Here is a 26,370-nt window from a genome sequence, read left to right as displayed (position 1 = left end):
GGCCGTACGGCACTCCCGTACGGCCCCGGCCGCACCCGTACGTCTAGGGTGGGCTCAACATCACGGAACGCAAGGGGAATTGATGAACGGGGACGTGGCGGGCGGAGTCTTCCAGCCGTTGGAGGGCGACGATCCGCCGATGGTGGCGGGCTACCGGATCGCCGCCAGGCTCGGCTCCGGCGGCATGGGCAAGGTGTACCTGTCGCACACACCGGGAGGACGGCCGGTCGCCATCAAGGTGATCCGCCCCGAGTTCGCCGAAGACCCGGAATTCCGGCGCCGGTTCCGCCAGGAGGTCCAGTCCGCGCAGCGCGTCCAGGGCCTCTACACCGCGCCGGTCATGGACAGCGACACCGACGGCCCCAACCCCTGGCTCGCCACCGCCTACGTACCGGGGCCCACCCTCTCCGCGGCGGTCGCCGAACACGGCCCGCTCCCCGCCCGGACCATCCTGATGCTCGTCGCCGGGATCGCCGAGGCCCTTCAGGTCATCCACGGCGCGGGCATCGTCCACCGCGACCTCAAGCCCTCCAACGTCCTCCTCGCCGCAGACGGCCCCCGGGTCATCGACTTCGGCATCGCCCGGGCCGCCGACGCCACCTCGCTCACCGCCAGCGGAGTCGCCGTGGGCACCCCCGCCTTCATGGCCCCCGAGCAGGCCGCCGGCCGCGAGATCAGCGGGGCCACCGACATCTTCGCCCTCGGCCAGGTCGCCGCGTACGCCGCGCTGGGCGCGCCCGCCTACGGCGAAGGGCCCTCGCACGGCGTGCTGTACCGGATCGTGCACGAGGAGCCGGACCTCTCCGGGGTCCCCGCCGAACTGCGGCCGCTGATCACGCGCTGCCTCGTGAAGGATCCGGCCGGGCGGGCCTCGCTGACCGAAATCCTCGACCTGTGCCGGACCGCCGCCGACCAGACCCAACTGCGCCGGCCGGAGGACTGGCTGCCGGGCGGGGTCGCCGAGGGCATCTCGAACCGCCAGGAGGTCCCGGCCCCGGTCCCGACGACCTCGGTCCCGACCGCGCCGCCGGCCTCGCCGGCACCCACGGCCGCGCCGACCGCCACACCGGGCGCGCCCCGGTTCGCGCCCCCGGCCGCACCCACGCAGGCGCCGCAGCAGGCCACCGCGCCCGCCGCACCCACCGCCTACCCGTCGGGAGCGAGCCACCCCACCGCCCCTCCCGCCCAGCCGGTCACCGGGCCCCGCCCCCAGGGCTACGGCCCGCCCGGGGCCTTCGGGCCGCCGCAGGCCAGGTACGTGCCGCCGCCCACGGCCGTACCCGTCCAGATGCCCCTCATCCAGGTCGGTATGCCGCATCCCCCGAAGCGGCGCAACCGGACCGCGATCATCCTGGTCTCCGTCTTCGGCGGCCTCTTCCTGTTCCTGGCCAGTTGCGGCGCCATGCTCAAGGCCATCGGCGACAGCACGACCTCCCGTGACAGCGCGAGCGGAGCCAACCCCACGGCCACGGCCAAGGGGCAGCCACGCCCCGACCCGGCACCCGTCATCTCCAAGGACTTCAAGCTCACCAGCAACTATCACCTCAAGTTCGCCGACGACACGCTGGAGCCGCACGACGGCACCGGGGACGACTTCTACTACTACTGCGCCTCCCAGGACTGCCGCTTCGGCGTCTCCCAAGCCAAACTCGCACGCCTGGACAGCGGCACCGAGGGCTCGCTCCAGGCCTGCCGTCAGGAGACCCGCTTCGCCGACAAGATCCCCGTCGAGGCGCTCTCCAAGGGCGGCGCGATGTGCGTGAAGACCGAGGAAGGGACCATCGCACTGATCGTCTACAAGGGCAGCTCGGCGAAGAACGACCCGAGCAAGTACGCGACCCTGGACGTCACGGTCTGGCGCGGAGCGGCCCGCAAGGACTGAGGGCCGCGCTCACCCGTCCTGCCGCTACCGCAGGCGGGTGAGCCTGGTCCCGAACGAGGGCTCGGCCAGATCCCCCCGCACCGCCACCGGCACGCTCTTGGCCCCGTCCCCGTCGCCCACCGTGAGCACGCCGACCTCGGCACCCTCCTTCGCGGTACGCGGGACCGGCGAGGACCCGGACCCGATCGAGAGCCGCATCCGCTGGCCCGGTACGCCGATCACGTTCAGGTCCTTCGTGGCCACGAGCGGGGTACGTCCACCGAGCCCGTCGTCCACGTACCCGACCGTCTGGCCCTTGCGGACGGCCGGCGCCGCGGCCAGCGCGGCCCGCACGGTCTCGATCACCTTCCTGCTGTTCTCCTTCACCAGGGCCAGGCTGTCCCTGCCGTCCGGGTCCGGGCCGGCCGCGTGCTGGTCCATCATCGTGCCGAGCACCAGCGGGGTCTCGTCGCCGACGGACTTGTACGCCGCCCACATCAGCGTCCCGCCGGCCGGCGTGCTCGAACCGGTCTTGATGCCCCGGATGCTCAGGCCGGTCGCCGTGAGCAGGCTGTCGTTGTTGTTGTAGATCGGCTTGGGCAGGCCCTTGATGGTGGCGTTCGGCATGGCGACGACCGCGCGGAACGCCTCGTGCTTCATGACGGCCTCGGCGAGCTTGAGTTGGTCGACGGCGGTGCTCACGGTGGCCGCGTCCAGACCGCTGGGGTCGGTGTACGTGGTGTCCTTCATCCCGAGTTCCTTGGCGGCGGCGTTCATCTTCGCGACGAACGCCGTCTCGTCGCCGGTGCCGGCGTCCCACCGGGCGAGCAGGCGGGCGACGTTGTTGCCCGAGGGGATCATGAGCATCTTGAGCATGTCCTGCTGGCTGAACTTCGTACCGGCGGTGAGGCCCTCGATCCGGGACTCGTGCTCGGAGGTGCCGTCCGCCACCGCCTTCGCGTCGACCTCGATGGAGGGGCCCGGATCCGCCTTGTCGCGCAGCGGGTGGTCCTTGAGGATCACGTAGGCCGTCATCACCTTGGCGACGCTGGCCGTCGGGACGGGCTTCTGCTCGCCGAACGTACCGATGTCACCGGAGCCGGGGACGCGGACGGCCCCCTGGCCCTGCGCCGGCCAAGGGATGGACAACTGCCCGTCGAGGGCGTGGACGGGCTCGGCCGCGACGAGCGCGGGAGCGGGGAGCGGCCGCAGCAGCTGCGCGCCGACGAAGACACCGCCGAGGAGCAGGAGCACGGGCGTCCACACCTTGACGCGGCGCACGACGGTCCGCCGGGGCGTCTCCGGCGGGGGAGGGGTGTTCGTGAGCTCCGCCAACAACTGCAGCGGCGGGGCGCCCCCCACCCCGACGTGCGGCCCGGCCACCGCACCGGCGCCTGTCTCTGCGCCCGCGCCGGTGCCTGCGCTTGGGACCGTCCCCGCCGCCGGGGTCGGGACCGTTTCCGTGGGCGGCTGCGGATGCGGATGCGCTTGCGCCGCGTCGGGTTGCTGGACGTCGAGCTCCTTGAGCGCGACGAACTGACTGGTGCGCTCGGCATCCCTCTCGACGCCCCGAGCCCAGGAGGGGACGCTCCGCCCGCTGTCGGCTCCCGACTGCGGGTCGCCCGAGCCGACAGTGCCCGCTCCCTCGCCGCCGGCCCCATCTCCGTCAGGCACCCCGTCCCGGCCGGAGCCGGTCCCGATCCCGCGCGTGCCGTCCCTCCCGGCGCCGGGCCTTGCCTCGGCAGCCCTCTCGCTCCCGGCCACACCCTGGGCCCCAGCCCCGGGCCCGGCCTCCGCTCGGTGCTCGGGTTCGGCCCCGGCTCGGCTCCCGGGCGTGCCTTCGGTCTTGGCTGCGGTCCCCGCCTCGGCCTCGGCTGCGCCATGCGTCTCGGTCTCGGCCTCGGCTTGGTGCTGGGCGTCGCCGCGTCCGCCTTCGGCCCCGGCCCGGGTGCCGGTCGTGCCTTCGGCCCCTGCAGCGGTCCCCACCTCGGCGTGGGCACTGGTCCCGGCCTTGGGACCAGCCCCGGCCTGTTGCTCGGCACCACGTCCGGCCTCGGCCACGGTCACCGCTTCGGCCTCCGCCTCGACCTCGCCCTCGGCCTCCGCTCCCGCCTCGACCTCGACCTCGGCCTCCGCCTCGACCTTGGCCCCCGCTTCCGCCTTGGCCTCGGCCTCCGCCTCGACCTTGGCCTCGGCCTCCGCCTCGACCTTGGCCTTGGCCTCCGCCTCGACCTTGGCCTTGGCCTCCGCCTCGACCTCGGCCTCCGCCTCGACCTCGACCTCGGCCTCCGCCTCGACCTCGGCCTCCGCCTTGCCCTCGCCCTCGACCTCCGCCTCGGCCCCTGCCCCGGTTCCCCCATCGAGTTCGGCCTCGGCCCCGGCCGGGACATCGGCCGCGGGCTCGTCTTCGGGCTCCGCGCCGGCACCGGGTTCGACCTCGGTTTCGACCTCGGTGTCGGTTTCGGTCCGGGCGACCTCGGTGTCGGGGTCGGCTCCGGCCGCGGTCAGGGGCTCTGCCCCCAGGGTGGTGCTCTCCTCCGCCTCCCGGTCGTCCGAGGAACCGCCCGCCGCCGTTACTGCCTTCATCCCAGCCCCGCCTTGCCGCTCACACCCGGTCGCCGCCCCCGCCCACGCGTGTCCGGCGGCGATCCGGTCCTTGCCGATACCGTGCGGCGAAACCCCGACGGGACCTCGCCGCATGCCTAGATGCCCGAGGTGCCGCGCGCGTTCCCCGTGTCCGATCCTGTGACCGTTCGGTCATATTCGGCCGGTCCGGCGAGGCGACTCAGCGCGTGGTGTGTCCGAGGGAGATGTGGCCCACGACCTGGTCGGCGTCCGTGTCGATGAAGGACACGACCACCGGGCTACTGCCCGTGGGCCCGCCGGCGGTGGCGCGCATCCGGTAGCGCTCGACGCGGACGGCCTCGCGGGCGAGCGGCGTACCGCCCGTGAACAGGGAAGGCGGCTTCACGTCGTTGGCGATGCGCAGGTCGGCCGGGCGCCAGACGCCCGAGGCGGGGTCGAGTCGCTCCAGCACGAAGCCCGGCCCGCTGCCCGGCTGGTCCCCGGGTTCGCCCACGAGGAGCTCCATCTGGAAGGCGACCAGCACGTGCCGGTACGCGGCGGAGTTCCCGTTCCGCAGGGTGACCGTGAACTCCTGCGCGGCCCCTCCGCGCACGAGGGCGAGCCGGCCTCCCCGGGTGTCGACGGACACCGTCAGCCGGGTCGGTGGCGCCGGAGGCGCTGCCGGCGTACGCGACGGTGAGGCCGACACGGCGGCCGCCGCCGAGGGTGATGCCGCGACCGACGGCGACGAGGCGGGCGAAGCGGACGCTGAGGCGGAAGCAGAAGCAGAAGAGGCGGATGCCGACACGGAGGCCGCAGCCGAAGCCGGCGACGTGCCGCCGCCCTTGTCCGCGCACCCGGCGGAGCCCGCCAGCAGGGCGGCGGCCACGGCCGTCGCGTACAGGCCCCCGCGGGCTCCGGATGCGGGCATGCGATCGGTCTCCCCGAGGTCGGTATCGGCAGGAACCTAACAAGGCGGGCTCCGCACCCACGAGGCCGAGCGGGCCTCGGACGGGCGACGTTTCGGTCACGGGCCGACCGGTGCGGACCCGGGCTCTCATGCGGTCAGAGTGGCCTCGAGCACGGTGACCGCATGCCCGGTGAGCAGTACGCGGTCCTCACGCAGCGCGGTCCTGACCAAACCGGTGCGTGCGGAGGCCTGGAACCCGACGAGCCCGTCGCGCCCGCCCAGCCGCGCCGACCAGAAGGGCGCCAGGGAAGTGTGGGCGCTACCGGTGACCGGGTCCTCGGGGATTCCCTTGGCGGGCGCGAAGAAGCGGGAGACGAAGTCGTAGCCCGGGTCCTCCCCCGCCGCGGTCGCGGACGCGGCCGCCGTGACGATGACCCCGCGCAGCCCCTCGCGCACGGTCAGCGCCGCGACCGCTCCGAGATCGGGGCGCAGCGACCGTACGGCGGCCTCGTCGGGCAGCACGGTGAGCAGATCGCCCAGCGCGCCGGTACGGAAGGTGCTCTCGGGCCGGGCCCCGAGCGCGTCGGCGAGGCCGTCGGGGACGGGAACCTCGTTCGCCGGGGCGGCCGGGAAGTCCAGGGTGAACTCCCCGTCCTCCCCGGCGTGCGCGATCAGCACGCCGTTGAACCGGCTGCGGAACCGCACCGAGCCGCCGGTCAACAACCCCTCGCGGCGCAGCGTGTGCGCCGTGGCCAATGTGGCATGCCCGCACAGATTGGCCTCGACGAGCGGGGTGAACCAACGGATCTCCCATTCGGCCTCGCCCCCGGCCGGGATCGGCAGCGCGAAGGCCGTCTCCGGATGGTTCAGCTCGGCGGCGATCCGCTGCAGCCAAGAGTCCTGTGGCCAGGCTCCGGCCGGGAGCAGACAGACACCGGCGGGGTTTCCGGCGAAGGGACGAGTGGCGAAGGCGTCAACGACGTGGATGCGCATGCCGCGAACGTACCGAGGCCGATCACCGCCCCGGCAAGGCCAATTCCGGGAGAGTGGACTGCCCGTTTCCTCAGACGAGAGGCTTCTCGAAGCTGAAGGCGGTCACGGCCATCCGCTCGCGGAAGTAGAAGCGGTGCGCGTCGCTCCGCTGGGTTCCGGAGTCGAGCGTGAGCGCGGCGCACCCGGCGGCTCGGGCGTGCTCCTCCAGGTGCGCGAGCAGCGCGTGCCCAACGCCGCCCGAGCGGGCGGTGGAGGAGGTGACCAGGTCGTCGACGTAGAGCTTGCGGACCAGGTGGGTGTTGGCCACGAGGCGCCAGCCGGCCGCGCCCACGCACACGCCGGCCTCGTCGTACACGGCGGTGAAGCGCAGCCCCTGGCCCTGCCCTTCCGCGAGGATCGTGAGGAAGAGCTCCTCGGTGAGATGGAGGCGGAGTTCGCGCAGTACGGGGAGCAGGTCCTCGATCAGTCGCGGGTCGCCGGGTTCAAGGTCAATGATCTTCATGTGGTCAGACTAATCCGGGACCGTCCGGATGTCGGACGTGGTCCACCGTTGTCAGATGCCCCGCCTACTCTTGATCACGTGAGCCCGACTCCTGACACTGACACCCACCCGGCCCCCGAGCGTGCCCTCGCCGAGATCAACGCCGACATCCGCTGCCTCTTCGCCCGCGCCGAAGGCCGCCTGTCCGACGCGGAGCGCGTCCGACACGCGTTTCTGCTGCAGGAGTGGGCCGCGGCGATACGGGCCTCGGTCGTACCGGCCGCGTAAGGCCGGCGGTCCCGTTGGCCGCTGATCGGGTGAAGCCCCATAACCCTTCGTGATCGTGGGCGTTGATCAAGGTGCTTACCACCCTGCACTCGTGCAAGAGAAGGACCAACGATGATCAAGAAGATGATGGCCACCGCCGCCGCCACCGCATCCATCCTCGGCGCGGGCGCCGCAGTCGCCGCACCGGCCATGGCCATCGGCAACGACAACGGGATCAACACCGTCAACGGCAACAACTCTGCGCAGATCTACGGCAACCAGAAGACCCACGGCGACCTGAGCCCGCAGCTCGGCCTGGTCCAGGGCACCCTGAACAAGCCCTGCATCGGCCTGCCGGCGAAGGTCAACGCCCAGTCGCTGCTTGCCCTGGTCAACGTCGGTGTTCAGGACATCAACGTCCTGTCCAACCCGCAGAACCAGCAGTGCACCGAGAACTCCACCCAGGCCAAGGGCGACGAGTCGCTCTCGCACATCCTGGACAACATCCCGGTCCTCTCGGGCAACGTCTCGGCCGGCAGCTGACGCAGTCCCCTCTGCGAGCCGGGGCCTCCGATGCCTGCGCGAGTGCCCACGGGGCCCCGGCTTGTTCCACCCCATCAGCAGGCGCGCGCCGGCCACGAGGCCGTCGCGGTGGGCGCCGATCCATGCGCAAGCACGTACGTACGCACGTCACAGAGCCTCCGCCCGAAGATCGGGCCGGAGGCTCTGTGGCAGGGGCTAGGACGCCCGCCCGGCGGCCAGGCGCTCGACGCGGTTCAGGAAATCCGTCGGGTGGAAGGGCTTGGCGAGGCAGTCGTTCACTCCGGCCTCCAAGGCGCGGGCCGTGCACTCCGGGTCGGCCGGCGGCAGGGCGAGGATCGGGACGGGGCCGTGATCGGGGTGGCGGCGGATCTCCTCGAACAGCGCCACCTCGTCCAGACCCGGCCCGGTGCGCTCGCAGACCACCAGGGCGACCGGGCCCTCGCTGCCCAGCAGCGCGACGGTGTCCGCCCCGCTCCCGCCGTCGACCACGGCGTAGCCCCGGGCCAGGAGGAGGCGCTCCAGCAGGCCCTTGAGCGTGCTGTCCTTCGCCACGAGAAGGATCTTGCTCGGGGGCTCGCCGTTCATCGTGTTCCTCTTCTTCCGCTGGTGGGGCTCCCGCAGAGGGTACGAGAGATCGGGTAGCTTCGGGACATGACGCCTGAGCCGCAGAGCTTCGAGATCCTGCTGGTACCCGAGCACATCGAGAACCTGCGCGGCGGCTCCGCGGCCGACAGGGCCCTGCGCGTGGCCGTGGTCGAGGCGACCGGCGAGACCGGGGCCTCCGGCTACCCCCACTACCGAGGTCAGGGCGTGGAGGCCGACATCGACCCGCGCACGCGCTCCATCGAGGCGCTGCTCGTCGACGGTGCGGAACTGGACCTCGGAATGAGCGCCATGATCGCCCCGGAGACCGGGACGGGCTCCGGGGGCGCGACGCCGTAGCCCGAGGTGGGCGTGTCTGGAGCGAGTCGTTGACCCCGGGCGGCCGCGCGATCAGGATCCTCGCATGACGATCCCCGGACTGCCCTCCGAAGACCGCGAGTTGAGCCCGTACACCGGCTACACCCGCGACCACTGGGAGGCGGCCGCCGACGGGTTGTTGCGTGCCGCCTGGCGGTGGGCCACCGCGAGCGGGGCCCTGCTCGAGCTACCGGGACGGCCCTCCGCCTCGGGGGTCCGCTCCGACGGGCTCGAAGGGTACGCCCGGACCTTCCTCGCCGCCGCCTTCCGTGTCGCGGGCGCCGACGGCAAGGACCCGTACGGCTGGCTCGACCGGTACGCGGAGGGGCTGGCGGCCGGCACCCGCACACCCGGCCGTGACGACGCCGAGTCCTGGCCGGTCGTGCGCGACTGCCACGACCAGGGTCAGCCGATGGTCGAGGCCGCCTCCATCGCGCTGGGGCTGCGACTGACCAGGACCTGGCTGTGGGACGGCCTCGACAGCGGCGTGCGGGACCGGGTCGAGCGCTGGCTGCGCGGAGCGCTGAGACACCTGCCCTCTCCCAACAACTGGTACCTCTTCCCCTTCACCGTGGCCGGCTTCCTGGAATCGGTGGGGCGCGGGGACGCGGAGACCGCCCGGGCGCGCCGACGCGGACTCGATCTGCTGGAGGTCTGGTACCGGGGCCAGGGCTGGTACGCCGACGGCGACGGACGGGCCTTCGACCACTACAACGGCTGGGCCCTGCACCTGTATCCCGTCCTCGACGCCCACCTCGCCGACGGCGCGGACACCGCGGGCCCGCACGGCGACCGGCTGCGCGAGCACCTCGACGGCCTCTCCCTGCTCTTCGGGGCCGACGGCGCGCCCGTCCACTTCGGGCGCTCCCTCACCTACCGCTTCGCCGCCGCCTCCGCCGTCGGCCTCGGCGCGGTCACCGGCCACACACCGCTCACCCCGGGCACCTCGCGCCGGCTGCTCAGCGGGTCGCTGCGCTACTTCCTCGACCGCGGCGCGGTCGACGCCGACGGGCTGCTCACCCTCGGCTGGCACGGCCCGCACGAGGCGACGCTCCAGCCCTACTCCGGGCCCGCGTCGCCGTACTGGGCGTCCAAGGCCTTCGTCTGCCTGCTCGCGCCGGCCGGCCACCCGCTACACAATCACGGCAGCGACCACGTCGGCCCGGCCCAGGGGGAGTCGGCAGCCGAGGAGGACCCGCTGTACGCGCGCCAGGCGTACTCGACCCGGACCGGCCCGACCGCGTACTCCAACGTCCCCGACAACCACCTCGGCGTGGAGGTGGCCGGGGTGCGCAGCGCCCGCCGCCGCATCCACCCCCTCGGCGCCGGGCAGGGCGACGGCTGGGGCTGGGCCGGCTCGTGGCACCTGCCGGTCTTCGGCAGCGGCCCCGCCACCGTGCCCGGACTGCGCGTGGAGAGCGTCACCGTGGCCAGGGGACCGTTCGAGCTGCGCGTCCACCGGGTGCTCGGCGCACCGCCCGGCGCCCGCGTCCACCAGACGGGCTGGGCCACCGGCCCCGACCAACCCCCGCGCTCCGAGCTGCACCCGCTGCACGGATGGGCGGAGGCGGAAGACGTACGGGCGCCCGCCGGCACCGCCTACACGGCGTCGGCCCGCATGCCGAGGCTCTCGGCCGACGCGGAAGGGACGGCGCTGTACGCCTGCCTCGCCAGACTCGCGGACGATCCGCGGGAGGACCCCCTGGACGAAGCGGCCGCCGGGGTGACGGCGGCGGGTACCGACGCCGTCGAGGTGCGGTGGGCGGACGACGGATCGGTGACCCGGGTCTCCTTCGCACCGCTCACCGTGGACCACGCCCGCAAGCGCCAGTAGGGGCCCCTTCGGCGCAGGGCGCACACGACGGAGCCGTACGGGAGCGGGGATCCCGTACGGCCCGGGTCGTCACCGTGGCACGGGCTGGAAGGTCGCGCCGTAGGCGGGCAGGTGGATGGTGGAGCCGTAGCGGGCGAGCTGCTCCCAGGGGCGGTTGAGGCCGGCGCTGCCATGGGTGCGCACGCGGGTGACGGCGTCGAGGTCGAGGACGTCGACGAGCACCTCCTCGCCGCCGCCCGCCTGCTGGCGGACGATTCCCTCGGGGTCGACGATGGCGCTGGCGCCGACCGCGGCGGGATCGGCGCCGTTGACGTTGACCACGTAGACCTGGTTGGTCCAGGCGTTGGCGCGGGCGCAGACCAGCTCCATCTCGCGGTCCCGCGTCGTGGTGAGGGTCGGCTGGATGATCACCTCGGCGCCGAGCCAGGCGAGTTGGCGGGCGGTCTCCGGGAACGATCCGTCGTAACAGATCGCCAGCCCCGCGCGGCCGATGCCGGGCAGGTCGAAGACCACGAACTCGCCACCGGGCGCGGTGGTCTCGTACGGCTGCCAGGGGAAGACCTTGCGGTAGGAGGCGGCGATCTCGCCCTCGGGGGAGACCGCGATCGCAGTGTTGTGGATCCGGCCGTCGCCCGCCCGCTCGTAGAGGCTTCCGGGGACGAGCCACAGGCCCGTCTCGCGGGCCAGGGCGCAGATCCGGTCGGTGAGCGGGCCGGGGACTGTGACGGCGGCCTCGTGCATCCAGTCGGACCGGGCCTGGAGCAGGGGCGCCTCCGCGGCGAGCAGCAGTTCGGGGACGACGACGAGCTGCACGTGCGGGAAGGTGGCGCGGACGGCGCGGACGCGGTCCGCGTAGCGCTCCCAGGTGGCTTCGAGGTCGTGGGGGACGGGGGAGGTCTGGAGGGCGGCGACGGCGAGGGTGCGCATGGGGATCAGCTGTCCTTGACGGTGAGTTCGGCGACGGCGCTGCGGCCTTCGCGGAAGAAGCGGGGGAAGCGGATGGCGACGACGAGCGTGACCAGCGCGCCGAGCGCGATGGATCCGGCTCCGAGCAGGAACACGCCGCCGATGCCGCCGAAGGAGGTGGAGCCGTAGGAGGGGTCGACCATGTCGTAGGCGGTCCGGGCGAACGCGGCGATCATCATCAGGCCGCCCGCGAGGGGCATGAGGCCTTTGAGCATGAGGTCGCGGACGGATCCGCGCAGGCTGCGGCGGAAGTGCCAGGCGCAGGCCAGGCCGGTGACGCCGTAGTAGAGGGCGATGAGCAGGCCGACGGAGAGGATCGCGTCCCCGAGGAAGTCCGCGGAGACCAGGGTCAGCAGGGTGAGCAGGAGGGCCGTGGCCGCTCCGAAGAAGACGGTGCCGAAGCTAGGGGTGCCGAATCGCGGGTGGATCCGGGTGAACCGCCGGGGCAGGGCCTGGTGCGCGCCCATCGAGAGGGTGCTGCGGGAACTGCCGACCGTGCACGTGAGCAGCGCGGAGACGGCGGAGACGCAGACCGCGAGCTGCACCACCTTGGCGAGGACCTCGCCGAGGACGGAGGGGGCGAGGGCCGCCAGGACGTCGGCGGCGTTGTCGGGGTTGCCGAGGCCGCTGCCCGTGTCGCCGGCGCCGGCGTACGAGATCGCGGCCACGGCGGTGAACAGGTAGGTGGCGAGCAGGATCACGGTGGACAGGACGGCGGCCCGGCCGGGCGTGCGAGTGCTGTCCGTGGTCTCCTCGTTGACCGTGATCAGCGCGTCCCAGCCCCAGTAGATGAACAGGCAGAGCAGCACCGCCTCGGCGAACGGTCCGAAGCCGTCGAAGGCGAACGGATCGAACCAGGCGAGCGAGGGGGTGGCGGCGCCGTCCCGGGAGAGCGCGGCGACGCCGAAGGCGAGCAGTGCCAGCAGTTGGAGACCGAGCAGCGCGTACTGGACGGAGGCCGCGAGCTGCAGTCCGCGGCGGGCGACCAGGGTGACGACCGCGAGCAGCAGCACGGCGGTGCCGGTGACCGCCAGGCTGTGGCCGGCGAGCGTGTCGAGGCCGAGCAGCCCGAGGAGGTAGCCGGCGCCGACCCGGGCGAGGGCGGTCATCGCGATGAGGGTGGCGCACTGGACGACCCAGCCGCCGGCGAGCCACCCGGCGAAGGGGCCGAAGGCGCGGGTGGTCCAGACGAAGGTGGTGCCGCAGTCGGGCATCTCCCGGTTCAGCTCGCGGAAGGCGTACGCGGTGAGCAGCACCGGGACGAAGCCGAGCAGCAGGGCGGCGGGCGCGGCGGTCTGCGCGACCACGGTGACGAAGCCGAGGGTGACGGCGATCGAGTAGGCCGGGGCGACGGAGGAGAGGCCGAGGGCGACCGATCCGAGCAGGCCGACCGTGCCGGCCCGCAGGCCCTTTCCGGGTGGCGCCGTCCCTGGGTCCTGGTGTCTCGCGGTGGTCGTCATGAGGGGCCTCCGGGTGCGCGGGATTTGTTAAACGCCGATTTAAGAAAACCGCAGGCGATCCGTCAATAGCCGGTCGGGTATCGTTACGACTGAGTTCAGCGATCAAGCAGCGACAGTCGGGAGGCGAGGGCCGTGGGGCGACGCAAGGATCAGGAGGCGCGCCGCGCCGAGCTCGGCGCGGCGGCGCAGCGAGCATTGCTCAGCCGCGGTCTGGAGGGCCTGCGCCTCAAGGACGTGGCGGCCGAGGCCGGGGTCACGCCGGCCGCCGTCCTGTACTACTACGGCGATCTCGACGAGCTGATGTACGAGACCTTCCAGCAGGCCATCGAACGCTTCTGCCGCGAGCGGGAGCAGGCCGCCGAACGGCTGCCGGACGCCCGGCTGCGGCTGGCCGGCTGTATCTCCTCGGGCGTGGCCTCGGGGCCCGACGACCTGTTGCCCCGGCTGCTCTTCGAGTACTGGCCGCGCAGCCTGCGCGACCCCAAGGCCGCAGCCCTGGACAGCGCCCTGACCGAGCGTCAGGTAGCGGTGTACTACGGGATCCTGGTCCTGGGCGAGTCGCAGGGGCACTTCCGGCTGACCGACGCGCCGAGGCTGCTGGCGGCGAGCCTCGTCGCCATGGAGGACGGCTACCAGATGGAGATCCTCGCCGGCCGCCGCACCCGCTCCGAGGTGCTCACCGCGTTGCACGCCTACGCCCGCGCCGTCACGGGGTACGACCCCGGCGCGGAGGCTCCGTAGTGCTGTGACCGGAAGGGTTCACCGGGTCACAGCACTAGGTCTTGTCGTCAAAGTGGCGCCTGGCCCGGCGTCACTTTGACGACAAGACCTGGCGCCCGGATGCGGCCCCGCGCGACCGGGCGGACCCTGGATCCATGTCGCACCAGGAGCCCCCGCCCGCTTGGGGACACCCGCAGCAGCCCCCCGAGGGCTGGGGGCCGCCCCGGCCGCCCGCGCCGCCGAAGCGCAGTACGGGGAAGGTCATCGGCTGCTCGTGCCTGGGAGCGCTGGCCCTGGTGGTGCTGCTCCTCCTGGCCGGCTTGCTGATCGGCGGTGACGGGGCGAAGGAGCCGGATCGGATCACCCCGTCACGGTCCACCCGGGAGGCGACGCAGGAACGCGGTCCCGAGGGCGACGTGAAGATCACGGGGTGTGAGCTCAGCTCCGTGACGAAGTGGGCCAGTGCGAGGCTCCTGATCGACAACCGCTCGAGCAAGAGCAGCGACTACAGCGTCGAGGTCGAGTTCGTCAACGCGGCCGGGAAGCGGCTCGGCGAGGCCTACGCGTCGACCCTCCGGCTGGCCCCGGGACAGCACGCCGAGGTCACCGCGCAGGGGCTGAGCCAGATCTCGGAGACGATCACCTGCCGGATCGTCAAAGTCATCCGGTTCGCGTCCTGACCGGTCGGGCGGAGCCCCCTGCCTGGACCGTGGAGGCGGGCGGCGGCGCCGTCCGGAAGGTGACGGACCGAACGGGTCCGGCCCGGTCCCCGCGGCAGACGGGGACCGGGCCGGACTATCGGGTGTTCAGCCGTTCAGCCGTTCAGGCGGGCGTCAGCTCACCTGGACCGTGACGTCGTCCACGACGAAGGAGGTCTGCAGGGACTGGTCCTCCACGCCGTTGAACTTCAGGGTGACGGTCTGACCGGCGAACTGCGAGAGGTTGTACGTCTTCTGGACGTAGCCGGAGTTCGCGTTCAGGTTGGACAGGGTCTCCAGTGTCTGACCGCCCACCGAGACGGTGAACTTGTCGTAGACCACGTTCTCGTTCTCGTCCGTGTCGATGTGCAGGAAGAACGAGAGCTGGTACGAGGAGCAGCCCGACGGGATCGTCAGCGACTGCGAGGCGCTGTCCGTGTGGCTGGAGCCGTACCCGTTCAGCCAGGCCATGTAGCTGCCCGAACGCGGGACCTGTCCGGACTGGTTGGTGATCACGCCGGCGGTCGCGGTCCACGGGGCGGAGCCGCTCTCGAAGCCGCCGTTGACCACCAGCTGGCGCGGCGTGCAGCTGCCGCCGCCGGTCACGGTCAGCGTGTACGTGGTGGTGTGGCTGACGGTGCCGGAGCCGGTGACCGTCAGGGTGTAGGTGCCGGGCGCGGTGCTCGCGCCGACCTGGACGGACAGCGTCGAGGAGCTGCCCGACTGCACGGACGTCGGGCTGAGCGTGGCGTTCACCCCGGCCGGGGCGCCCGAGACGGAGAGGGCGACGGTCTGGGCGGCGCCGCTCACGGTGGAGGTGTTCACCGTGGCGGAGGTGGAACCGCCGGGGGCCGCGCTGCCCGCGGTCGGGCTGACGCCGATGGAGAAGTCCTGCGCGGGCGTCTCACCGCCGACGGCCTGCTTCCAGACGGCGTACGCGACACCGTCCGCGCTGCGGTCCAGGACCGTGGCGCTGATGTTGTTCGTGGTGTCGCAGGAGCTGTGGTAGCAGGGGTCGTAGGCCGCGTTCGCGGTGCCGCCCCACTTGGCGGCCTGCGCCGAGGTCTTGCGGGCACTGGCGCCGGCTGCGTAGCCGGAGGTCGGGATGCCGCCCTGCTGGAAGGAGTAGTCGTCGCTGCGGCCCTGGCCCTCGGTGTTCTCCTCGGGAGCGAGGTTCAGGGAGGTCCAGTACGCCTTGAGCGGCGCGGCGGTGGCGGAGTTGAGGTTGTTGATGAAGTAGCCGCCGTTGGTGGAGCCGACCATGTCGAAGTTGTAGTAGCCCTTGATGGCGGCCTTCTCGGTGCTGCTGAGCCGGCCCACGTAGAACTCGGAGCCGTTGAGGCCCTGCTCCTCGTCCGTCCACCAGGCGAAGCGCACGTGCTTGGTCATCGTCGGGTTCTTCTGGGCGAGTACGAGCGCGTTCTCCAGCAGGGTCGCGGAACCCGAGCCGTTGTCGTTGATGCCGGGACCGGCCGAGACGCTGTCGAGGTGGGCGCCGAACATGACGACCTGGTCGGCGGGGCCGCCGGGCCAGTCGGCGATCAGGTTGTTCGACGGGTAGGTGCAGGAGGAGCAGTTCTGCTCGGTGACCGTGTAGCCGGCGGCCTGGAGCTTGCCCTTGATGTACGCCACCGACTGGGTGTAACCGGCGCTGCCCGCACGGCGGTTGCCACCGTTCTGCGAGGCGATGGTGTTCAACTGGGTGAGGTGCGCCTGCACGTTGGCCACGTTGATGTTCGGCGGGTCGTTGCCGGGCTGGGTGCCGCCGACGTTGAGCGCGAAGTCGACGGTGTGCGACAGGGTGCTGCCCTGTCCCTTGACGACCACGGTGGCCGCGCCCGGAGTCGCGTTGGCGGTGGCGGTCAGGGTCAGCACCGAGGACTGGCCGGACTGCACGGTGGCCGGGTTGAAGGAGGCGCTCACTCCGGCCGGCAGGCCGGTCGCGGTCAGGGTCACCGACTGTGCGGTGCCGGTCGTGACGGTGGTGCCGACCGTGGTGGTGACCGTACCGCCCTGCTGGACGGTGCCCGACGCGGGGTTCAGCGTCATCGAGAAGTCGTTGTTCTGACCGCTCGGCGTGCACGTCGGGTCCGCGGACTGGGCGGGCACGCTGATCGCGTCCCAGGCGGCCTTGGTCTTGTTGAAGAGGTCGCAGGTGGTGTCGAGCGACTTGGCGGAACTCAGCGTCGCCGTCCGGTACTTCTTGTACGACATGCTGCTCGTCTTGAGCAGCATGCCTCCGTAGAAGATCTTCCCGGCGTTCTGGACGCCCACGCCGGTCACGGTGGACTGGTTGCAGGTGGGGCTGTTCGGCTTGCCGCCGCCCGGGTTGCTGCCCTCGGCGAGCAGGTAGAACCAGTGGTTCAGCGGGCCCGCCGCCGCGTGGACCTCGGTGCCGGGTATCGCCGAGCTGTAGCAGTTCGGGTCGTTGTCGATGGCCGACGGGTTGTACATGTTGCGGATCGGACCCTGGCCCTGGAGGTTGATGACCTCGCCGACCGTGTAGTCCGGGGTGTCGTACGGGGACGGCTCATTGGCGAAAGCCTCGGTCAGCGCACCGAAGATGTCACCGGTGCCCTCGCCGAGACCGGCTTCCTGGCCACTGGTGCCACCGGGGGTGTTGGAGTCGATGGCGTGCCCGTACTCGTGGGCCACCACGTCCGCGCCGGCGATCCACTCGTTGGCGCTGTTGCGCCCGATGGTGACCGAACTGCCGTCCCAGTAGGCGTTGAGGTCGTTCAGCCCGACCTTGGCGGGGAAGCTGCGGCCGTTCCCGCTGACGCCGTTGCGGCCCAGCCACTGGCTCAGCATGTCCCACTGCTTCTGCGCGGCGAACATCAGGTCGACGCAGCCGGTCTCCTTGCTCGTGGGGTTGCCGGTGCCCCAGGAGTCGGAGGACTTCGTGAAGACCGTGCCGCTGCTGTAGTCCGCGCAGCTCAGGCCGGTCCGGTTCGGGTCGCGCAGGGAGTACGAGCCAGCCGAGTTGGTGGTGTCGATCGTGAGCGGGTTCGGGCCGTTCCACTTGCTGTTGCCGGTGCCGGCGACCACGTCGTCGTAGCTGTCGACGAAGGAGCCCGTCCGCGCGTCCACGAAGACGTGCAGCTTGCTGGGCGCCGTCTTCGTCCGGCCGATCAGGACGGTCTCCCAGGCCAGTACGGGCTCGTCGTCCCTCAGCCGGACGACGAGCCGGCTGCTGTCGACCTTGTCGACGGCGACCAGCTTCGAACGCGACGTGGACTCGGCGTCCTTGGCGCTGACCGTCGCCCGGGTCGACACGTCGATCCGTACGGAGGAGGCCGACTGGAGGGCGCGCACCTTGCCCGCGCCGTCCGCGAGCACCACCGCGTCGCCGCCGACGACCGGCAGGCCGCGGTAACTGCGCTCGTACGCGACGGAGAACAGGTCCTTGACCCAGGGGGTGACCAGCCGGCGTTCGTACCGCTCCTGCGCGGAGTTGACCAGGGTGTCGAGACCGCTGCCGACGGCCTGGTCGGCGGCCGCGACCGCGCGCGCGGCCGGGGTGTCCTTCTGGGACGGTGCGGGCTGCGCGTGCTGCGCCGCCGACGCCGTCCCGGCCAGCGTGCCGGCGAGGCTCGCGGTCAGCGCCATCGCTGCCACGGCCGCCGTCCATCTGGTGGGCTGCAACGTCCACTCCGATCGTGGGGGGTTGGGTGGGATGAGTGTTCGCTCGCGGCCGAGTATGAGCGTGTACATGACGGGTTTGGGTCATCCCGGCGGACATAAGGTCCGCGTTATGGTGCGCCGGCGGCGCGCTGCGTACGCTGCCCGGATGCAGCTGGAGTTGAGGCATCTGCAAGCCGTCTGCCGGATAGCGGAGGCGGGAAGCCTGGGGGGCGCGGCGCGGCGGCTGGGGGTGTCCCAGCCGGCACTTTCGGCGCAGCTGCGCCGGATCGAGCGGGTCACGGGCGGGGAGCTCTTCGTACGGGGGCGCAGCGGGGTGGAGCCGACCGCGCTGGGTCACTTCGTGCTGGCCAAGGCGCGCCGCGTGCTGAGCGAGATGGACGCGCTGGGCGCGGAGGCGCGGGCGATCGGCGCCGGAACCCCGTTGCGGCTGGGCTGCATCCTGCTCGTGCTGATCGACGGACTCCTCGCCCAGACCGACCTGTTCATGGCCGGCCGGGAGATCACCGTCGACCTGGAGGACTCGGTGACCGCGCTGGCACGGATGCTGGGCACCGGACGGTACGACGCCATCGTCTACGGCGAGGTCAACGACCACGAGGTGCCGCTCCCCGCGGGGGTCCTCGCCAGGACGCTCGTCCCGAAGGAGCCCTTCTGCATCCGGCTGTCGGCGAAACACCTGCTGGCCGGGCGGGAGCGCATCGACCTCGCCGACCTCGCCGAGGAGTCGTGGATGACCCTGGTGGAGGACGACGACGGCGGTCCGGAGGCCCTCGTCGCCGCCTGCGCGAAGGCCGGGTTCAGCCCGTCACTGCGCTACCGGATCACCGACCGCATGATGCACTACGACCTGATCGCCGCCGGCCGCGCGATCTCGCTGAGCCAGCCCACGGCCCCGCAGGCGGCCGGTACGGTGATGCGCCCGCTGATCGGCAATCCGATCAACGGGCGCATCCGGCTCGCCTGGAACCGCTCGGCGGTCTCGGCCGGGCAGGCGGAACTGCTGTACCGGGCCGCGGCCCGCGCCTATCTGGCCAACGTGGACAACAACCGCTTCCACAAGGACTGGTGGGACGCCCACCCGGAACTGCAGATCAGCCTCGGCGGTGAGCCGTCAGCAGCAGGTACTCCCACTCCATGACGCCGTCCGAGGTGTGTTCGGCGGCGAGGGCGTCGAGGTCGCCGTCCAGGGCGGCGACCCGCTCGGGGTCGTCGGCGATCGCCCGGTAGACGGCGATGGTCGGCCCGTACAGGGCCTTGAAGAACTCCCGGAACTCCGACGGCTTCTTGAACCGGTCCACCCGGACCGTCTCGCGGCGGGCGACCAGGTCGCTCACCCCTTCGCCCAGCAGCTCGTGGACGTGTTCCGGGTCCCCCCACAACGGCGGCGGCAGCGCGCCGGGCGGCGGCGGGGGAGCGTAGGGCTTCATCGTGGCGAACATCCGACCTATGAAGCCCTGCGGAGTCCAGTTGAGCAGCCCGATGGTGCCGCCGGAGCGGCAGACCCGCAACAGCTCGTCGGCGGCGGTCTGGTGGTGCGGCGCGAACATCACGCCGAGGCAGGACATCACGGTGTCGAACTCGCCGTCCGCGAAGGGCAGCGCCTCGGCGTCGGCCTCCCGCCACTCCAGCCGGGCCCCGCGTACGGAGGCCAGGTGCCGCCCCACCTCCATCAGGTCGGGCGTGAGATCGGACGCCACGACGTCGGCTCCGGCCAGCGCGGCCGGAATGGCCGCGTTGCCGGAGCCCGCGGCGACGTCGAGCACCCGGTCGCCGCGGCCCACGCCGCACTCACGGACGAGCACGGCACCCAGGTCGGGGATGAGGTGCGAGACCACGGACGGATAGTCGCCCAGGGCCCACATCGCACGGTGCTTGGCCTTCAGCGTACGGTCCGCCTGGGCCGCGTCGATCGACTCGGTCATGACAGCCGCCCTCCGAGGAGTCGGGTCAGCCCCTCCTTCGAGCATAGGTACGTTCCGGGGCGGCGGCCCGTTGGCGGCCGTCGGTGGCGCGGGGGCGGGCGCTGAGCAGGCGTTATGCGAGCGGGATCTCGAAGTGCACCGTCCCGTAGCCGCCGTGCTCGCCCGTCGTGCGGGCGTCGCAGACCTCGGTGGCCAGGCTCCGCCAGAACCCCTCCGCGCCCGGAATGTCGACATTGGTGTGCAGGTAGACGGTCTCGTAGCCCGGAACCCCGGCGGCGAAGGCGCAGGCCGCCCGGACCATGGCGCGGGCCAGCCCGTGCCGCCGGTGTTCGGGGCGCACGTACACCCGCAGGAGCTGGGCGGTGCGGCCCGACGGGTAGCGCTCGGCCAGCCACCGCGGATGCGGCGGGTGGGCGGGCCCCCGGGAGTGCACGGCGCAGGTGCCCACCACCTCGTCGTCCCGTACGGCCACGACGAGGGCGTGGCGCGGGTCGTCGAGGTAGGTGCCGCGGATGTCGACCACGTCGGCGTGCCACTCGGGGACGTACCCGTAGTCGAACTCCCGGTAGAAGGTGTCGAGCATGACGCTGCGCGCGCCCCGTACGTCCTCCGGTCCCGCGTGCCGCACCTGGTAGGCACCCAGGTCGTGGAGCACCGGCGTCTGACGTTCTCTCAGATTCTCCATGATCCCACCGTAGCGGAAAATCGAGCTATTGGAAATGAAAACGATTTCCGATAGCTTCCTCTCGGTCCGGTCCGGACGCCCGCTGTCGGGCGCCCGCCGTTCCGGACGCATGCCCAAGAGCTGTGACGGCGGTCGAGAGGAAGTTCCGTGGGACACGTACTGGTTATCGAAAGCTGGGTGGGGTCGATGAGCAGGCTCCTGCCCAGGGCGATCCGCGAAGGCGGACACGAGTTCACCTTCCTCACCCGGGACCTGCACCACTACCTGCGCGCCGCCCCGGCCGACGGCGGCCCGCACCCGTTGCTCGCGGCCCGCAACCTCATCACCGCCGACACCAACGACATGGACGCCCTCCTCCCGCTCGTCGAGCGGCTGCACGCCGTGCTCGGCTTCGACGGCGTCGTCTCCTCCTGCGACTACTACCTGCCCGCCGTGGCACGCGTCGCCGAACGCCTCGGCCTGCCCGGCCCCGCCGCCGGAGCCGTCGAGAACGCCTGCCGCAAGGACCGGACCCGCCGGGTACTGACCGAGGCGGGGGTGCCCGGCCCGCGCTTCGCCCACTGCGCGGACACCGAGGAGGCGCTGACCGCCGCCCGCGAGATCGGCTACCCGCTCGTGGTCAAACCCGCAGACCTGTGCGCCGGCATGCTCGTGCGCCAGGTCGACGACGAATCCGAGCTGGAGCGGGCCTGCCGGGCCCTGGCCGATTTCCCCGTCAACGCCCGGGGCCGGCAAAGGGCCCCCGTCATCCTCCTCGAAGAGCTCCTCACCGGCCCCGAGGTCAGCGTCGAGACGGTGTCCTTCGACGGTGCCACGCACGTGATCGGCGTCACCGACAAGAGCATCGGAGGAGCACCCGCATTCATCGAGACCGGCCACATGTTCCCGGCGGACCTCGGCCCGGAACAGACGCGAGCGGCCGCCGACACCGCCGTGGCGGCCGTCGCGGCCCTCGGCCTGGACCACGTCGTCTGCCACACCGAAGTCAAGCTGACCCCCGCCGGACCGCGCCTGATCGAGGTGAACCCCCGCCCCGCCGGCAACCGCATCACCGAACTGGTCCGCCACGTCACGGGCGTCGACCTCGCGGCCGCCTGCGTGGACGTCGCCCTCGGCCGCACGCCCGACCTCACCGTCCGGCCGACCGGGGTGCGCAGCGCCGCCATCGCCTTCCTGCTGCCCACCGACGGCGGCATCCTGACCGGTGTCGAGGGAGCCGACCAGGTACGGGGCGGGCCCGGGGTGGTGGAGCTCACCCTGGCCGAACCGGGCCGCGTCGTCCGGCCCGCGACCAGCAACAACGAGTACCTCGGCCATGTCATGACCGCCGACACCGAAGGCCCGGGCGCCCGTGCGCTGGCCGAGCGGCTGATCGCCCGCCTGCGCCCCGCCTACGAGCTGTGTTCCGCCGAGCAGGCCGCGGCGGTGAACGCGTGACCTCCCCGGCCCCCACCCTGCGCGAACCCCGCGTGCGCACCGTCGACGACCTCATCGGGCAGGTCCGCGCCGGCGCCCACGGCCCCGACCCCGCCGGGCAGCGCGTGGCCCTCGCCTTCACCACCGTCCAGGCCGTACGCCACGAAGGCCGGACGTCCGGATACCGCAACGAGGTGCTCAGCCTGCGCCTCGCCGCCGCCGTCGGCTCCTGCGCGGTGGAACCGGGCGCCCTGCCTCCGGCCGCACTCGACGACTGCGTCGGCGCCACCGTCGCCGACCTCCTCGACCACCCGCTCCAACCCGTGCGGATCGCCGCCCTCGACGCCTACCTGACGCACGTCCGCCCGCACACCCCCGAGCACGGCGCCCGCCCCTACGCGATCCCGGCCGGTACCTCGCTGCTCCGCTCCCGGGCCCGCGCCCGAGCCGTCGTCGACCTCCTGCCCGAAGGTGTGAGCCGCGTCCTGGTCATCGGAGTCGTCAACTCCCTGTTGGAGCGGCTGCGCGAGCGCGGCACCCCCTACACCCCCTGTGACCTCAAGGGCGGCTACACCGAATGGGGCGAGCCCGTACGGACCGACGCGCTCGCGGAACTGGGCCACTGCGACGCCGTCCTCGCCTCCGGGATGACGCTGGGCAACGGCACCTTCCAGCCGCTGCTCGACCACGCCGCCGCGACCGGCAAACCCCTCGTCATGTTCGCCCAGACCGGCAGCGCCGTACTCCCGCGCTTCGTCGGCGCCGGCGTGCACGCGGTCTGCGCCGAGCCGTACCCGTTCTTCTGGCTCGACGGCGGCCCCGGCGTCATCCACCGCTACGGGGGTGCCCGATGACCGTCACCCCGATCCTGCCCCGCCCGCAGACCCGGGCCGCCAACCCCGACCTGCTGCCGCTCCTCGGCCGCACCCCCCTCGCCCGGATCCGCGCCGACCTGCCGCACCACCACCCCGGCTTCTGGGCGAAACTCGAATGCCTCGGCGCCGGCGGGATGAAGGCCCGCGCCGCCGTCTCCATGCTGACCGGCGCCCGCGCCCGCGGCGAACTGCTGCCCGGCGCCCCCGTGGTGGAATCCACCTCCGGCACCCTCGGCATCGGCCTCGCCTTCGCCGGCCAGGCCCTCGGCCACCCCGTGGTCCTCGTCGGCGACACCGAACTCGAACCATCCATGCGGCAGTTGCTGCGCAGCCACGGAGCCCGCCTCGAACTCGTCGACCGCCCGGCGGCCGAAGGCGGCTGGCAGGCCGCCCGGATCGCCCGGCTGCGCGAGGTACTGCGTTCGATGCCGGGGGCGTACTGGCCCGACCAGTACAACAATCCCGACAACGCCGCCGGCTACCGCTCACTGGCCGCCGAACTCATCGCCCAAATCGACCACTTGGACGTCCTCGTGTGCAGCGTCGGTACCGGCGGCCACAGCGCCGGACTCGCCGCCCCGCTGCGCCGCCGCTGGCCCCGCCTCAAGGTCATCGGCGTCGACTCCGTCGGCTCGGCCATCTTCGGACAGCCCGCCCGCCCCCGCCTCATGCGCGGACTGGGCAGCAGCATCCACCCCGCCAACGTCGCCCACGAGGCCTTCGACGAAGTGCACTGGGTGGGGCCCGCCGAGGCCGTGGACGCCTGCCGCCGACTCGCCCGCTCCGCCTTCGTCAGCGGCGGCTGGAGCACCGGAGCCGTCGCCCTCGTCTCCGCCTGGGCCGCCCGCACCGAGCCGGGCGCGGTCGTCGCCACCGTCTTCCCCGACGGACCGCACCGCTACCTCGACACCGTCTACGACGACGACTTCTGCCGCGCCCACGGCCTGGACACCGCACCGCGCGCCGTCCGCCCCCTGGAGATCCCGCACCCCCACGCCGTCGAGGCCACCGGCTGGGCCCGCTGCAAGGCCGTACTCGCACCGACCCGGGGAGGCGCCGCGTGAAGCTCGGTTGGGACACCGTCGGCCTGGATCTCGCCGAACCGCTGCGCATCTCCCGCTCGGTCATGTCCCGCCGTGACGCCGTCCAGGTCGTGATCGAGCACGGCGGGCTGCGCGGCCGGGGGGAGGCCGTCAGCAGCGACTACCTCGGGCTGCCCACCGCCCGGATCCTGCGGCACCTGGCGGCGGTGCGCGCCGCGACCGAACGCTTCCCCGACCCGGAGACCGCCTGGGCCGAGACCGGCAGCGGTCACCCGGCCTGGGACGGGCTGCCGCCCGGCGTGCTGGCCGCCATCGAGGCCGCCCTGCTGGACCTGGTGGGCAAGCGGGCCGGTGAGCCCGCACACCGGCTGCTGGGCACGCCCACCGCCCCGGCCGCCGCCACCGCCCGGACGATCGGCATCACCACGCCCGTACCGGCGGCCGCCCAGGCCGCCCGCCTCGCGATGAGCGGCTTCACCGTCCTCAAGGTCAAGGCGGGATCCCCCGATCCGGCCGAAGACCTCGCGCGCGTGGAAGCCGTACGCACCGGAGCACCCGGGGCCGCCCTGCTCCTCGACCCCAACGGCGCGTGGACCGAACGTCAGGCCCTCGACCTGCTGCCCCGCTTCGCAGGCCTCGGCGTCGGCGCCGTGGAACAGCCCCTCGCGCCTGGCCGGCCCGACGCCCTGGCCCGCGTGGCCAAGGAATCCCCGATCCCCGTCATCGCCGACGAGGACGCCGTCTCGTACGAGGACGCCGCCCGGCTCGCGGGCCTGGTCCACGGCGTCAACGTCAAACTCGCCAAGTGCGGCGGGGTACGGGCCGCCCTGCGCATCCACGAGGCCCTGCGGGGCAGCGGCACCGACCTGATGCTCGGCTGCCTCACCGCCAGCTCGCTCGGCATCGCCCCCGCCGTGCACCTCGCCGACCGGGCCCGCTGGGTGGACCTCGACGGGCACCTGCTGCTCGCCGACGACCCGTGGACCGGCATCGGCGGCGCGGACGGGACCGTACGCGCCGCGAACCGGGCCGGCCTCGGCGTCAGACCCGCCCGGGCGGAGGGCGAACGGTGAAGACCCCGAGCGCCGTCCGCGGCTTCCCGCTCGCCGTGCGCCTGCTCCTCGTCAACCAACTCGGCGTCAACACCGGCTTCTACCTGCTCATCCCGTACCTCGCCACGCACCTGTCCCAGGACCTCGGACTCTCCGCGGCCGCCGTCGGCGTGATCCTCGGCCTGCGCAACCTCAGCCAGCAGGGCCTGTTCCTGCTCGGCGGCTCGGCCGCCGACCGGCTCGGCGCGCGCGGGGTGATCATCGCGGGCTGCGCCCTGCGGACGGCGGGGTTCGCGATGTTCGCGCTCGGCGACGCCCTGGCCCTGCTGCTCGCCGCGTCCATACTCAGCGGGCTGGCGGGGGCCCTGTTCAACCCCGCCGTACGGACCTACGTCGCCCAGGAGGCCGGCGAGCGCAAGGCCGAGGCCTTCGCGCTGTTCAACGTCTTCGCCACCACCGGTGCGCTGCTCGGCCCGCTGCTCGGGACCCTGCTGCTCCTCGTGGACTTCCGGGCCGCGGCCGTCACCGCGGCCGGGATCTTCGCGGCGCTCACCCTGGCCCAACTCCTCGTGCTGCCCGCCCGGGAGGTTCCGGCCCCCAAGACCCGGCTGACGGGCGACTGGCGGGAGGCGGCGGGCAGCCGGGGGTTCCTCGCCTTCTCCCTCGCCATGATCGGCATGTACGGACTGGAGAACCAGCTGTACCTGCTGCTGCCGCACGCCGCGGTCCGCGCCTCCGGCTGGGAGGGCTCGATCGGCCTGCTCTTCCTGACCGGAACCGTCGCCAACCTGCTCCTCCAGCTCCGCATCACCCGCCGCCTGAAGGAGACCGGCAGCCGTGCCCGCTGGATCGCGGCGGGGCCGGCCCTCATGGGGCTCGGCTTCGTCCCCCCGATGCTCGTCTCGGGCGCGACCGACCCGCACCCCGCGTACCTCCTGCCGGTGCTCGCCGGCGTCCTGCTGCTGCACCTCGGCGTCATGACCGCCCAGCCCTTCGTGATGGAGCTGATACCCGCCTTCGGCCGCCAGAGCCTGACCGGCACCTACTACGGGCTCTTCTACGCCGTGTCCGGCATCGCGGCCGCCGCGGGCAGCGCCGCCGTCGGCTGGGCCATGGACACCGCCGGGCACACCGGCCTGGCCTGGTTGCCCTTCGCCTGCTGCCTCGCCCTCGGCCTGGCCTCGGCGGCGGCCGTCGCCCGCCTGCACCGGAGGCGAACCCTGCCGGGGACCGCCGAGCCGGCCGCGCCCCAGCCCGAAGACCCCCCGCCTGCCGGGTCCGTGCCAGAAGAGCGCCTGCCCGGCGGGGCTCCGGAAGCGGAGCCCGCGCCGGTCGGGTCGGTGCCCGCAGAGCCTGCGCCTGCCGGGTCCGTGGCCGAACAGCCCCTGCCCGGCGGCGCTCCGGAAGCGGAGCCCGCGCCGGTCGGGTCCGTGAGCGAAGAGCCGCCGCCCCGCCGGGCACCGCGGGCAGGGGC

22 protein-coding genes and 1 pseudogene are annotated in these 26,370 nt (G+C 72.7%); 13 read left to right on the top strand and 10 right to left on the bottom strand.

Features of this window, described 5'->3' with window-relative positions; translation table 11 throughout:
- The first annotated feature begins 82 nt into the window (after positions 1-82).
- Positions 83-1,882, top strand: coding sequence for a serine/threonine-protein kinase (locus ACFV9H_RS02125; RefSeq protein WP_385391998.1), 1,800 nt, complete (start codon positions 83-85; stop codon positions 1,880-1,882).
- Positions 1,883-1,906: 24 nt separating this feature from the next.
- Here the strand turns inward: ACFV9H_RS02125 and ACFV9H_RS02120 are convergent, their stop codons facing one another.
- The 4 genes from ACFV9H_RS02120 to ACFV9H_RS02105 form a co-directional block, all read right to left on the bottom strand.
- On the bottom strand, positions 1,907-4,447 hold the full coding sequence (locus tag ACFV9H_RS02120; RefSeq protein ID WP_385391996.1) for a D-alanyl-D-alanine carboxypeptidase family protein: 2,541 nt from the start codon (positions 4,445-4,447) through the stop codon (positions 1,907-1,909).
- A gap of 199 nt (positions 4,448-4,646) precedes the next feature.
- Complete coding sequence (locus ACFV9H_RS02115; protein ID WP_385391994.1) at positions 4,647-5,075, bottom strand: hypothetical protein; 429 nt, start codon at positions 5,073-5,075, stop codon at positions 4,647-4,649.
- Positions 5,076-5,483: 408 nt separating this feature from the next.
- Positions 5,484-6,329, bottom strand: a complete 846-nt coding sequence (locus ACFV9H_RS02110) for a PhzF family phenazine biosynthesis protein (protein WP_385391992.1) — start codon at positions 6,327-6,329, stop codon at positions 5,484-5,486.
- Between the two features lie 70 nt (positions 6,330-6,399).
- Complete coding sequence (locus ACFV9H_RS02105; RefSeq protein WP_385391990.1) at positions 6,400-6,831, bottom strand: GNAT family N-acetyltransferase; 432 nt, start codon at positions 6,829-6,831, stop codon at positions 6,400-6,402.
- Between the two features lie 78 nt (positions 6,832-6,909).
- Between ACFV9H_RS02105 and ACFV9H_RS02100 the strand changes: the two genes are divergently transcribed.
- Both ACFV9H_RS02100 and ACFV9H_RS02095 read left to right on the top strand, forming a co-directional pair.
- The gene (locus ACFV9H_RS02100; RefSeq protein WP_385391987.1) at positions 6,910-7,098 is read left to right on the top strand and encodes a hypothetical protein; all 189 of its coding nucleotides are present in this window, start codon (positions 6,910-6,912) and stop codon (positions 7,096-7,098) included.
- Positions 7,099-7,209: 111 nt separating this feature from the next.
- Positions 7,210-7,620, top strand: a complete 411-nt coding sequence (locus ACFV9H_RS02095) for a rodlin (protein WP_385391984.1) — start codon at positions 7,210-7,212, stop codon at positions 7,618-7,620.
- Between the two features lie 195 nt (positions 7,621-7,815).
- Here ACFV9H_RS02095 and ACFV9H_RS02090 read toward each other — a convergent pair whose 3' ends face one another.
- A complete protein-coding gene (locus ACFV9H_RS02090) occupies positions 7,816-8,205 on the bottom strand; it encodes a two-component system response regulator (RefSeq protein WP_385391981.1) in 390 nt (129 codons plus the stop codon).
- A 66-nt stretch (positions 8,206-8,271) separates the two neighbouring features.
- Between ACFV9H_RS02090 and ACFV9H_RS02085 the strand changes: the two genes are divergently transcribed.
- Complete coding sequence (locus ACFV9H_RS02085; protein WP_385391979.1) at positions 8,272-8,562, top strand: hypothetical protein; 291 nt, start codon at positions 8,272-8,274, stop codon at positions 8,560-8,562.
- Positions 8,563-8,626: 64 nt separating this feature from the next.
- Entirely contained in the window at positions 8,627-10,414 is a 1,788-nt protein-coding gene (locus ACFV9H_RS02080; RefSeq protein ID WP_385391977.1) for a DUF2264 domain-containing protein, read from the top strand.
- Between the two features lie 69 nt (positions 10,415-10,483).
- On the opposite strand, the gene ACFV9H_RS02075 is transcribed toward ACFV9H_RS02080, so the two are convergent.
- Both ACFV9H_RS02075 and ACFV9H_RS02070 read right to left on the bottom strand, forming a co-directional pair.
- Positions 10,484-11,341, bottom strand: a complete 858-nt coding sequence (locus tag ACFV9H_RS02075) for a carbon-nitrogen hydrolase family protein (RefSeq protein WP_385391975.1) — start codon at positions 11,339-11,341, stop codon at positions 10,484-10,486.
- 5 nt (positions 11,342-11,346) lie between these two features.
- Positions 11,347-12,840, bottom strand: coding sequence for an APC family permease (locus tag ACFV9H_RS02070; protein WP_385391973.1), 1,494 nt, complete (start codon positions 12,838-12,840; stop codon positions 11,347-11,349).
- A gap of 132 nt (positions 12,841-12,972) precedes the next feature.
- Between ACFV9H_RS02070 and ACFV9H_RS02065 the strand changes: the two genes are divergently transcribed.
- Both ACFV9H_RS02065 and ACFV9H_RS02060 read left to right on the top strand, forming a co-directional pair.
- Complete coding sequence (locus ACFV9H_RS02065) at positions 12,973-13,581, top strand: TetR/AcrR family transcriptional regulator (protein ID WP_385391969.1); 609 nt, start codon at positions 12,973-12,975, stop codon at positions 13,579-13,581.
- Between the two features lie 134 nt (positions 13,582-13,715).
- On the top strand, positions 13,716-14,240 hold the full coding sequence (locus ACFV9H_RS02060; protein ID WP_385391966.1) for an FxLYD domain-containing protein: 525 nt from the start codon (positions 13,716-13,718) through the stop codon (positions 14,238-14,240).
- A gap of 153 nt (positions 14,241-14,393) precedes the next feature.
- On the opposite strand, the gene ACFV9H_RS02055 is transcribed toward ACFV9H_RS02060, so the two are convergent.
- Positions 14,394-17,867 carry a M28 family peptidase gene (locus tag ACFV9H_RS02055; RefSeq protein WP_385392122.1) on the bottom strand — a complete coding sequence of 1,158 codons (3,474 nt, stop codon included), beginning with the start codon at positions 17,865-17,867 and terminating at the stop codon, positions 14,394-14,396.
- Between the two features lie 181 nt (positions 17,868-18,048).
- Between ACFV9H_RS02055 and ACFV9H_RS02050 the strand changes: the two genes are divergently transcribed.
- The gene (locus tag ACFV9H_RS02050; protein ID WP_385391963.1) at positions 18,049-19,041 is read left to right on the top strand and encodes a LysR family transcriptional regulator; all 993 of its coding nucleotides are present in this window, start codon (positions 18,049-18,051) and stop codon (positions 19,039-19,041) included.
- On the opposite strand, the gene ACFV9H_RS02045 is transcribed toward ACFV9H_RS02050, so the two are convergent.
- The gene (locus ACFV9H_RS02045) at positions 18,995-19,825 is read right to left on the bottom strand and encodes a class I SAM-dependent methyltransferase (protein WP_385391961.1); all 831 of its coding nucleotides are present in this window, start codon (positions 19,823-19,825) and stop codon (positions 18,995-18,997) included. The genes ACFV9H_RS02050 and ACFV9H_RS02045 overlap by 47 nt on opposite strands.
- Before the next feature lie 112 nt (positions 19,826-19,937).
- Positions 19,938-20,510, bottom strand: coding sequence for a GNAT family N-acetyltransferase (locus ACFV9H_RS02040; protein WP_385391959.1), 573 nt, complete (start codon positions 20,508-20,510; stop codon positions 19,938-19,940).
- 147 nt (positions 20,511-20,657) lie between these two features.
- Here ACFV9H_RS02040 and ACFV9H_RS02035 point away from each other — a divergent pair, with 147 nt between their 5' ends.
- The 5 genes and pseudogenes from ACFV9H_RS02035 to ACFV9H_RS02015 all read left to right on the top strand — a co-directional run.
- Positions 20,658-21,947, top strand: a complete 1,290-nt coding sequence (locus tag ACFV9H_RS02035) for an ATP-grasp domain-containing protein (RefSeq protein WP_385391956.1) — start codon at positions 20,658-20,660, stop codon at positions 21,945-21,947.
- Positions 21,944-22,780 carry a Rossmann-like domain-containing protein gene (locus ACFV9H_RS02030; RefSeq protein ID WP_385391953.1) on the top strand — a complete coding sequence of 279 codons (837 nt, stop codon included), beginning with the start codon at positions 21,944-21,946 and terminating at the stop codon, positions 22,778-22,780. Before ACFV9H_RS02035 ends, ACFV9H_RS02030 begins: the two co-directional genes overlap by 4 nt.
- Positions 22,777-23,865 carry a PLP-dependent cysteine synthase family protein gene (locus ACFV9H_RS02025; RefSeq protein ID WP_385391951.1) on the top strand — a complete coding sequence of 363 codons (1,089 nt, stop codon included), beginning with the start codon at positions 22,777-22,779 and terminating at the stop codon, positions 23,863-23,865. The genes ACFV9H_RS02030 and ACFV9H_RS02025 overlap by 4 nt, the downstream gene beginning before the upstream one ends.
- Positions 23,862-24,917: a dipeptide epimerase gene (locus tag ACFV9H_RS02020; RefSeq protein ID WP_385391949.1), complete on the top strand. Its 1,056-nt coding sequence runs from the start codon at positions 23,862-23,864 to the stop codon at positions 24,915-24,917. Before ACFV9H_RS02025 ends, ACFV9H_RS02020 begins: the two co-directional genes overlap by 4 nt.
- A pseudogene (locus ACFV9H_RS02015) lies at positions 24,914-26,143 on the top strand (MFS transporter); the annotation flags it as partial. The gene ACFV9H_RS02020 and the pseudogene ACFV9H_RS02015, both read left to right, overlap by 4 nt.
- Positions 26,144-26,370: the final 227 nt, after the last annotated feature.

The organism is Streptomyces sp. NPDC059874 (genome assembly GCF_042731135.1).
GTDB lineage: Bacteria > Actinomycetota > Actinomycetes > Streptomycetales > Streptomycetaceae > Streptomyces.
The sequence above is the reverse complement of the archived record's forward strand: the minus strand, read 5'-3'. Positions and strand labels throughout refer to the sequence as shown.

Bases quoted from the DNA above. Each gene is read 5' to 3' on its own strand.
- ACFV9H_RS02125 (WP_385391998.1), top strand. From the start codon at position 83: ATGAACGGGGACGTGGCGGGCGGAGTCTTCCAGCCGTTGGAGGGCGAC.
- ACFV9H_RS02120 (WP_385391996.1), bottom strand. From the start codon at position 4,447: ATGAAGGCAGTAACGGCGGCGGGCGGTTCCTCGGACGACCGGGAGGCG.
- ACFV9H_RS02110 (WP_385391992.1), bottom strand. From the start codon at position 6,329: ATGCGCATCCACGTCGTTGACGCCTTCGCCACTCGTCCCTTCGCCGGA.
- ACFV9H_RS02105 (WP_385391990.1), bottom strand. From the start codon at position 6,831: ATGAAGATCATTGACCTTGAACCCGGCGACCCGCGACTGATCGAGGAC.
- ACFV9H_RS02095 (WP_385391984.1), top strand. From the start codon at position 7,210: ATGATCAAGAAGATGATGGCCACCGCCGCCGCCACCGCATCCATCCTC.
- ACFV9H_RS02090 (WP_385391981.1), bottom strand. From the start codon at position 8,205: ATGAACGGCGAGCCCCCGAGCAAGATCCTTCTCGTGGCGAAGGACAGC.
- ACFV9H_RS02085 (WP_385391979.1), top strand. From the start codon at position 8,272: ATGACGCCTGAGCCGCAGAGCTTCGAGATCCTGCTGGTACCCGAGCAC.
- ACFV9H_RS02080 (WP_385391977.1), top strand. From the start codon at position 8,627: ATGACGATCCCCGGACTGCCCTCCGAAGACCGCGAGTTGAGCCCGTAC.
- ACFV9H_RS02075 (WP_385391975.1), bottom strand. From the start codon at position 11,341: ATGCGCACCCTCGCCGTCGCCGCCCTCCAGACCTCCCCCGTCCCCCAC.
- ACFV9H_RS02070 (WP_385391973.1), bottom strand. From the start codon at position 12,840: ATGACGACCACCGCGAGACACCAGGACCCAGGGACGGCGCCACCCGGA.
- ACFV9H_RS02060 (WP_385391966.1), top strand. From the start codon at position 13,716: ATGTCGCACCAGGAGCCCCCGCCCGCTTGGGGACACCCGCAGCAGCCC.
- ACFV9H_RS02055 (WP_385392122.1), bottom strand. From the start codon at position 17,867: ATGGCGCTGACCGCGAGCCTCGCCGGCACGCTGGCCGGGACGGCGTCG.
- ACFV9H_RS02050 (WP_385391963.1), top strand. From the start codon at position 18,049: ATGCAGCTGGAGTTGAGGCATCTGCAAGCCGTCTGCCGGATAGCGGAG.
- ACFV9H_RS02045 (WP_385391961.1), bottom strand. From the start codon at position 19,825: ATGACCGAGTCGATCGACGCGGCCCAGGCGGACCGTACGCTGAAGGCC.
- ACFV9H_RS02040 (WP_385391959.1), bottom strand. From the start codon at position 20,510: ATGGAGAATCTGAGAGAACGTCAGACGCCGGTGCTCCACGACCTGGGT.
- ACFV9H_RS02025 (WP_385391951.1), top strand. From the start codon at position 22,777: ATGACCGTCACCCCGATCCTGCCCCGCCCGCAGACCCGGGCCGCCAAC.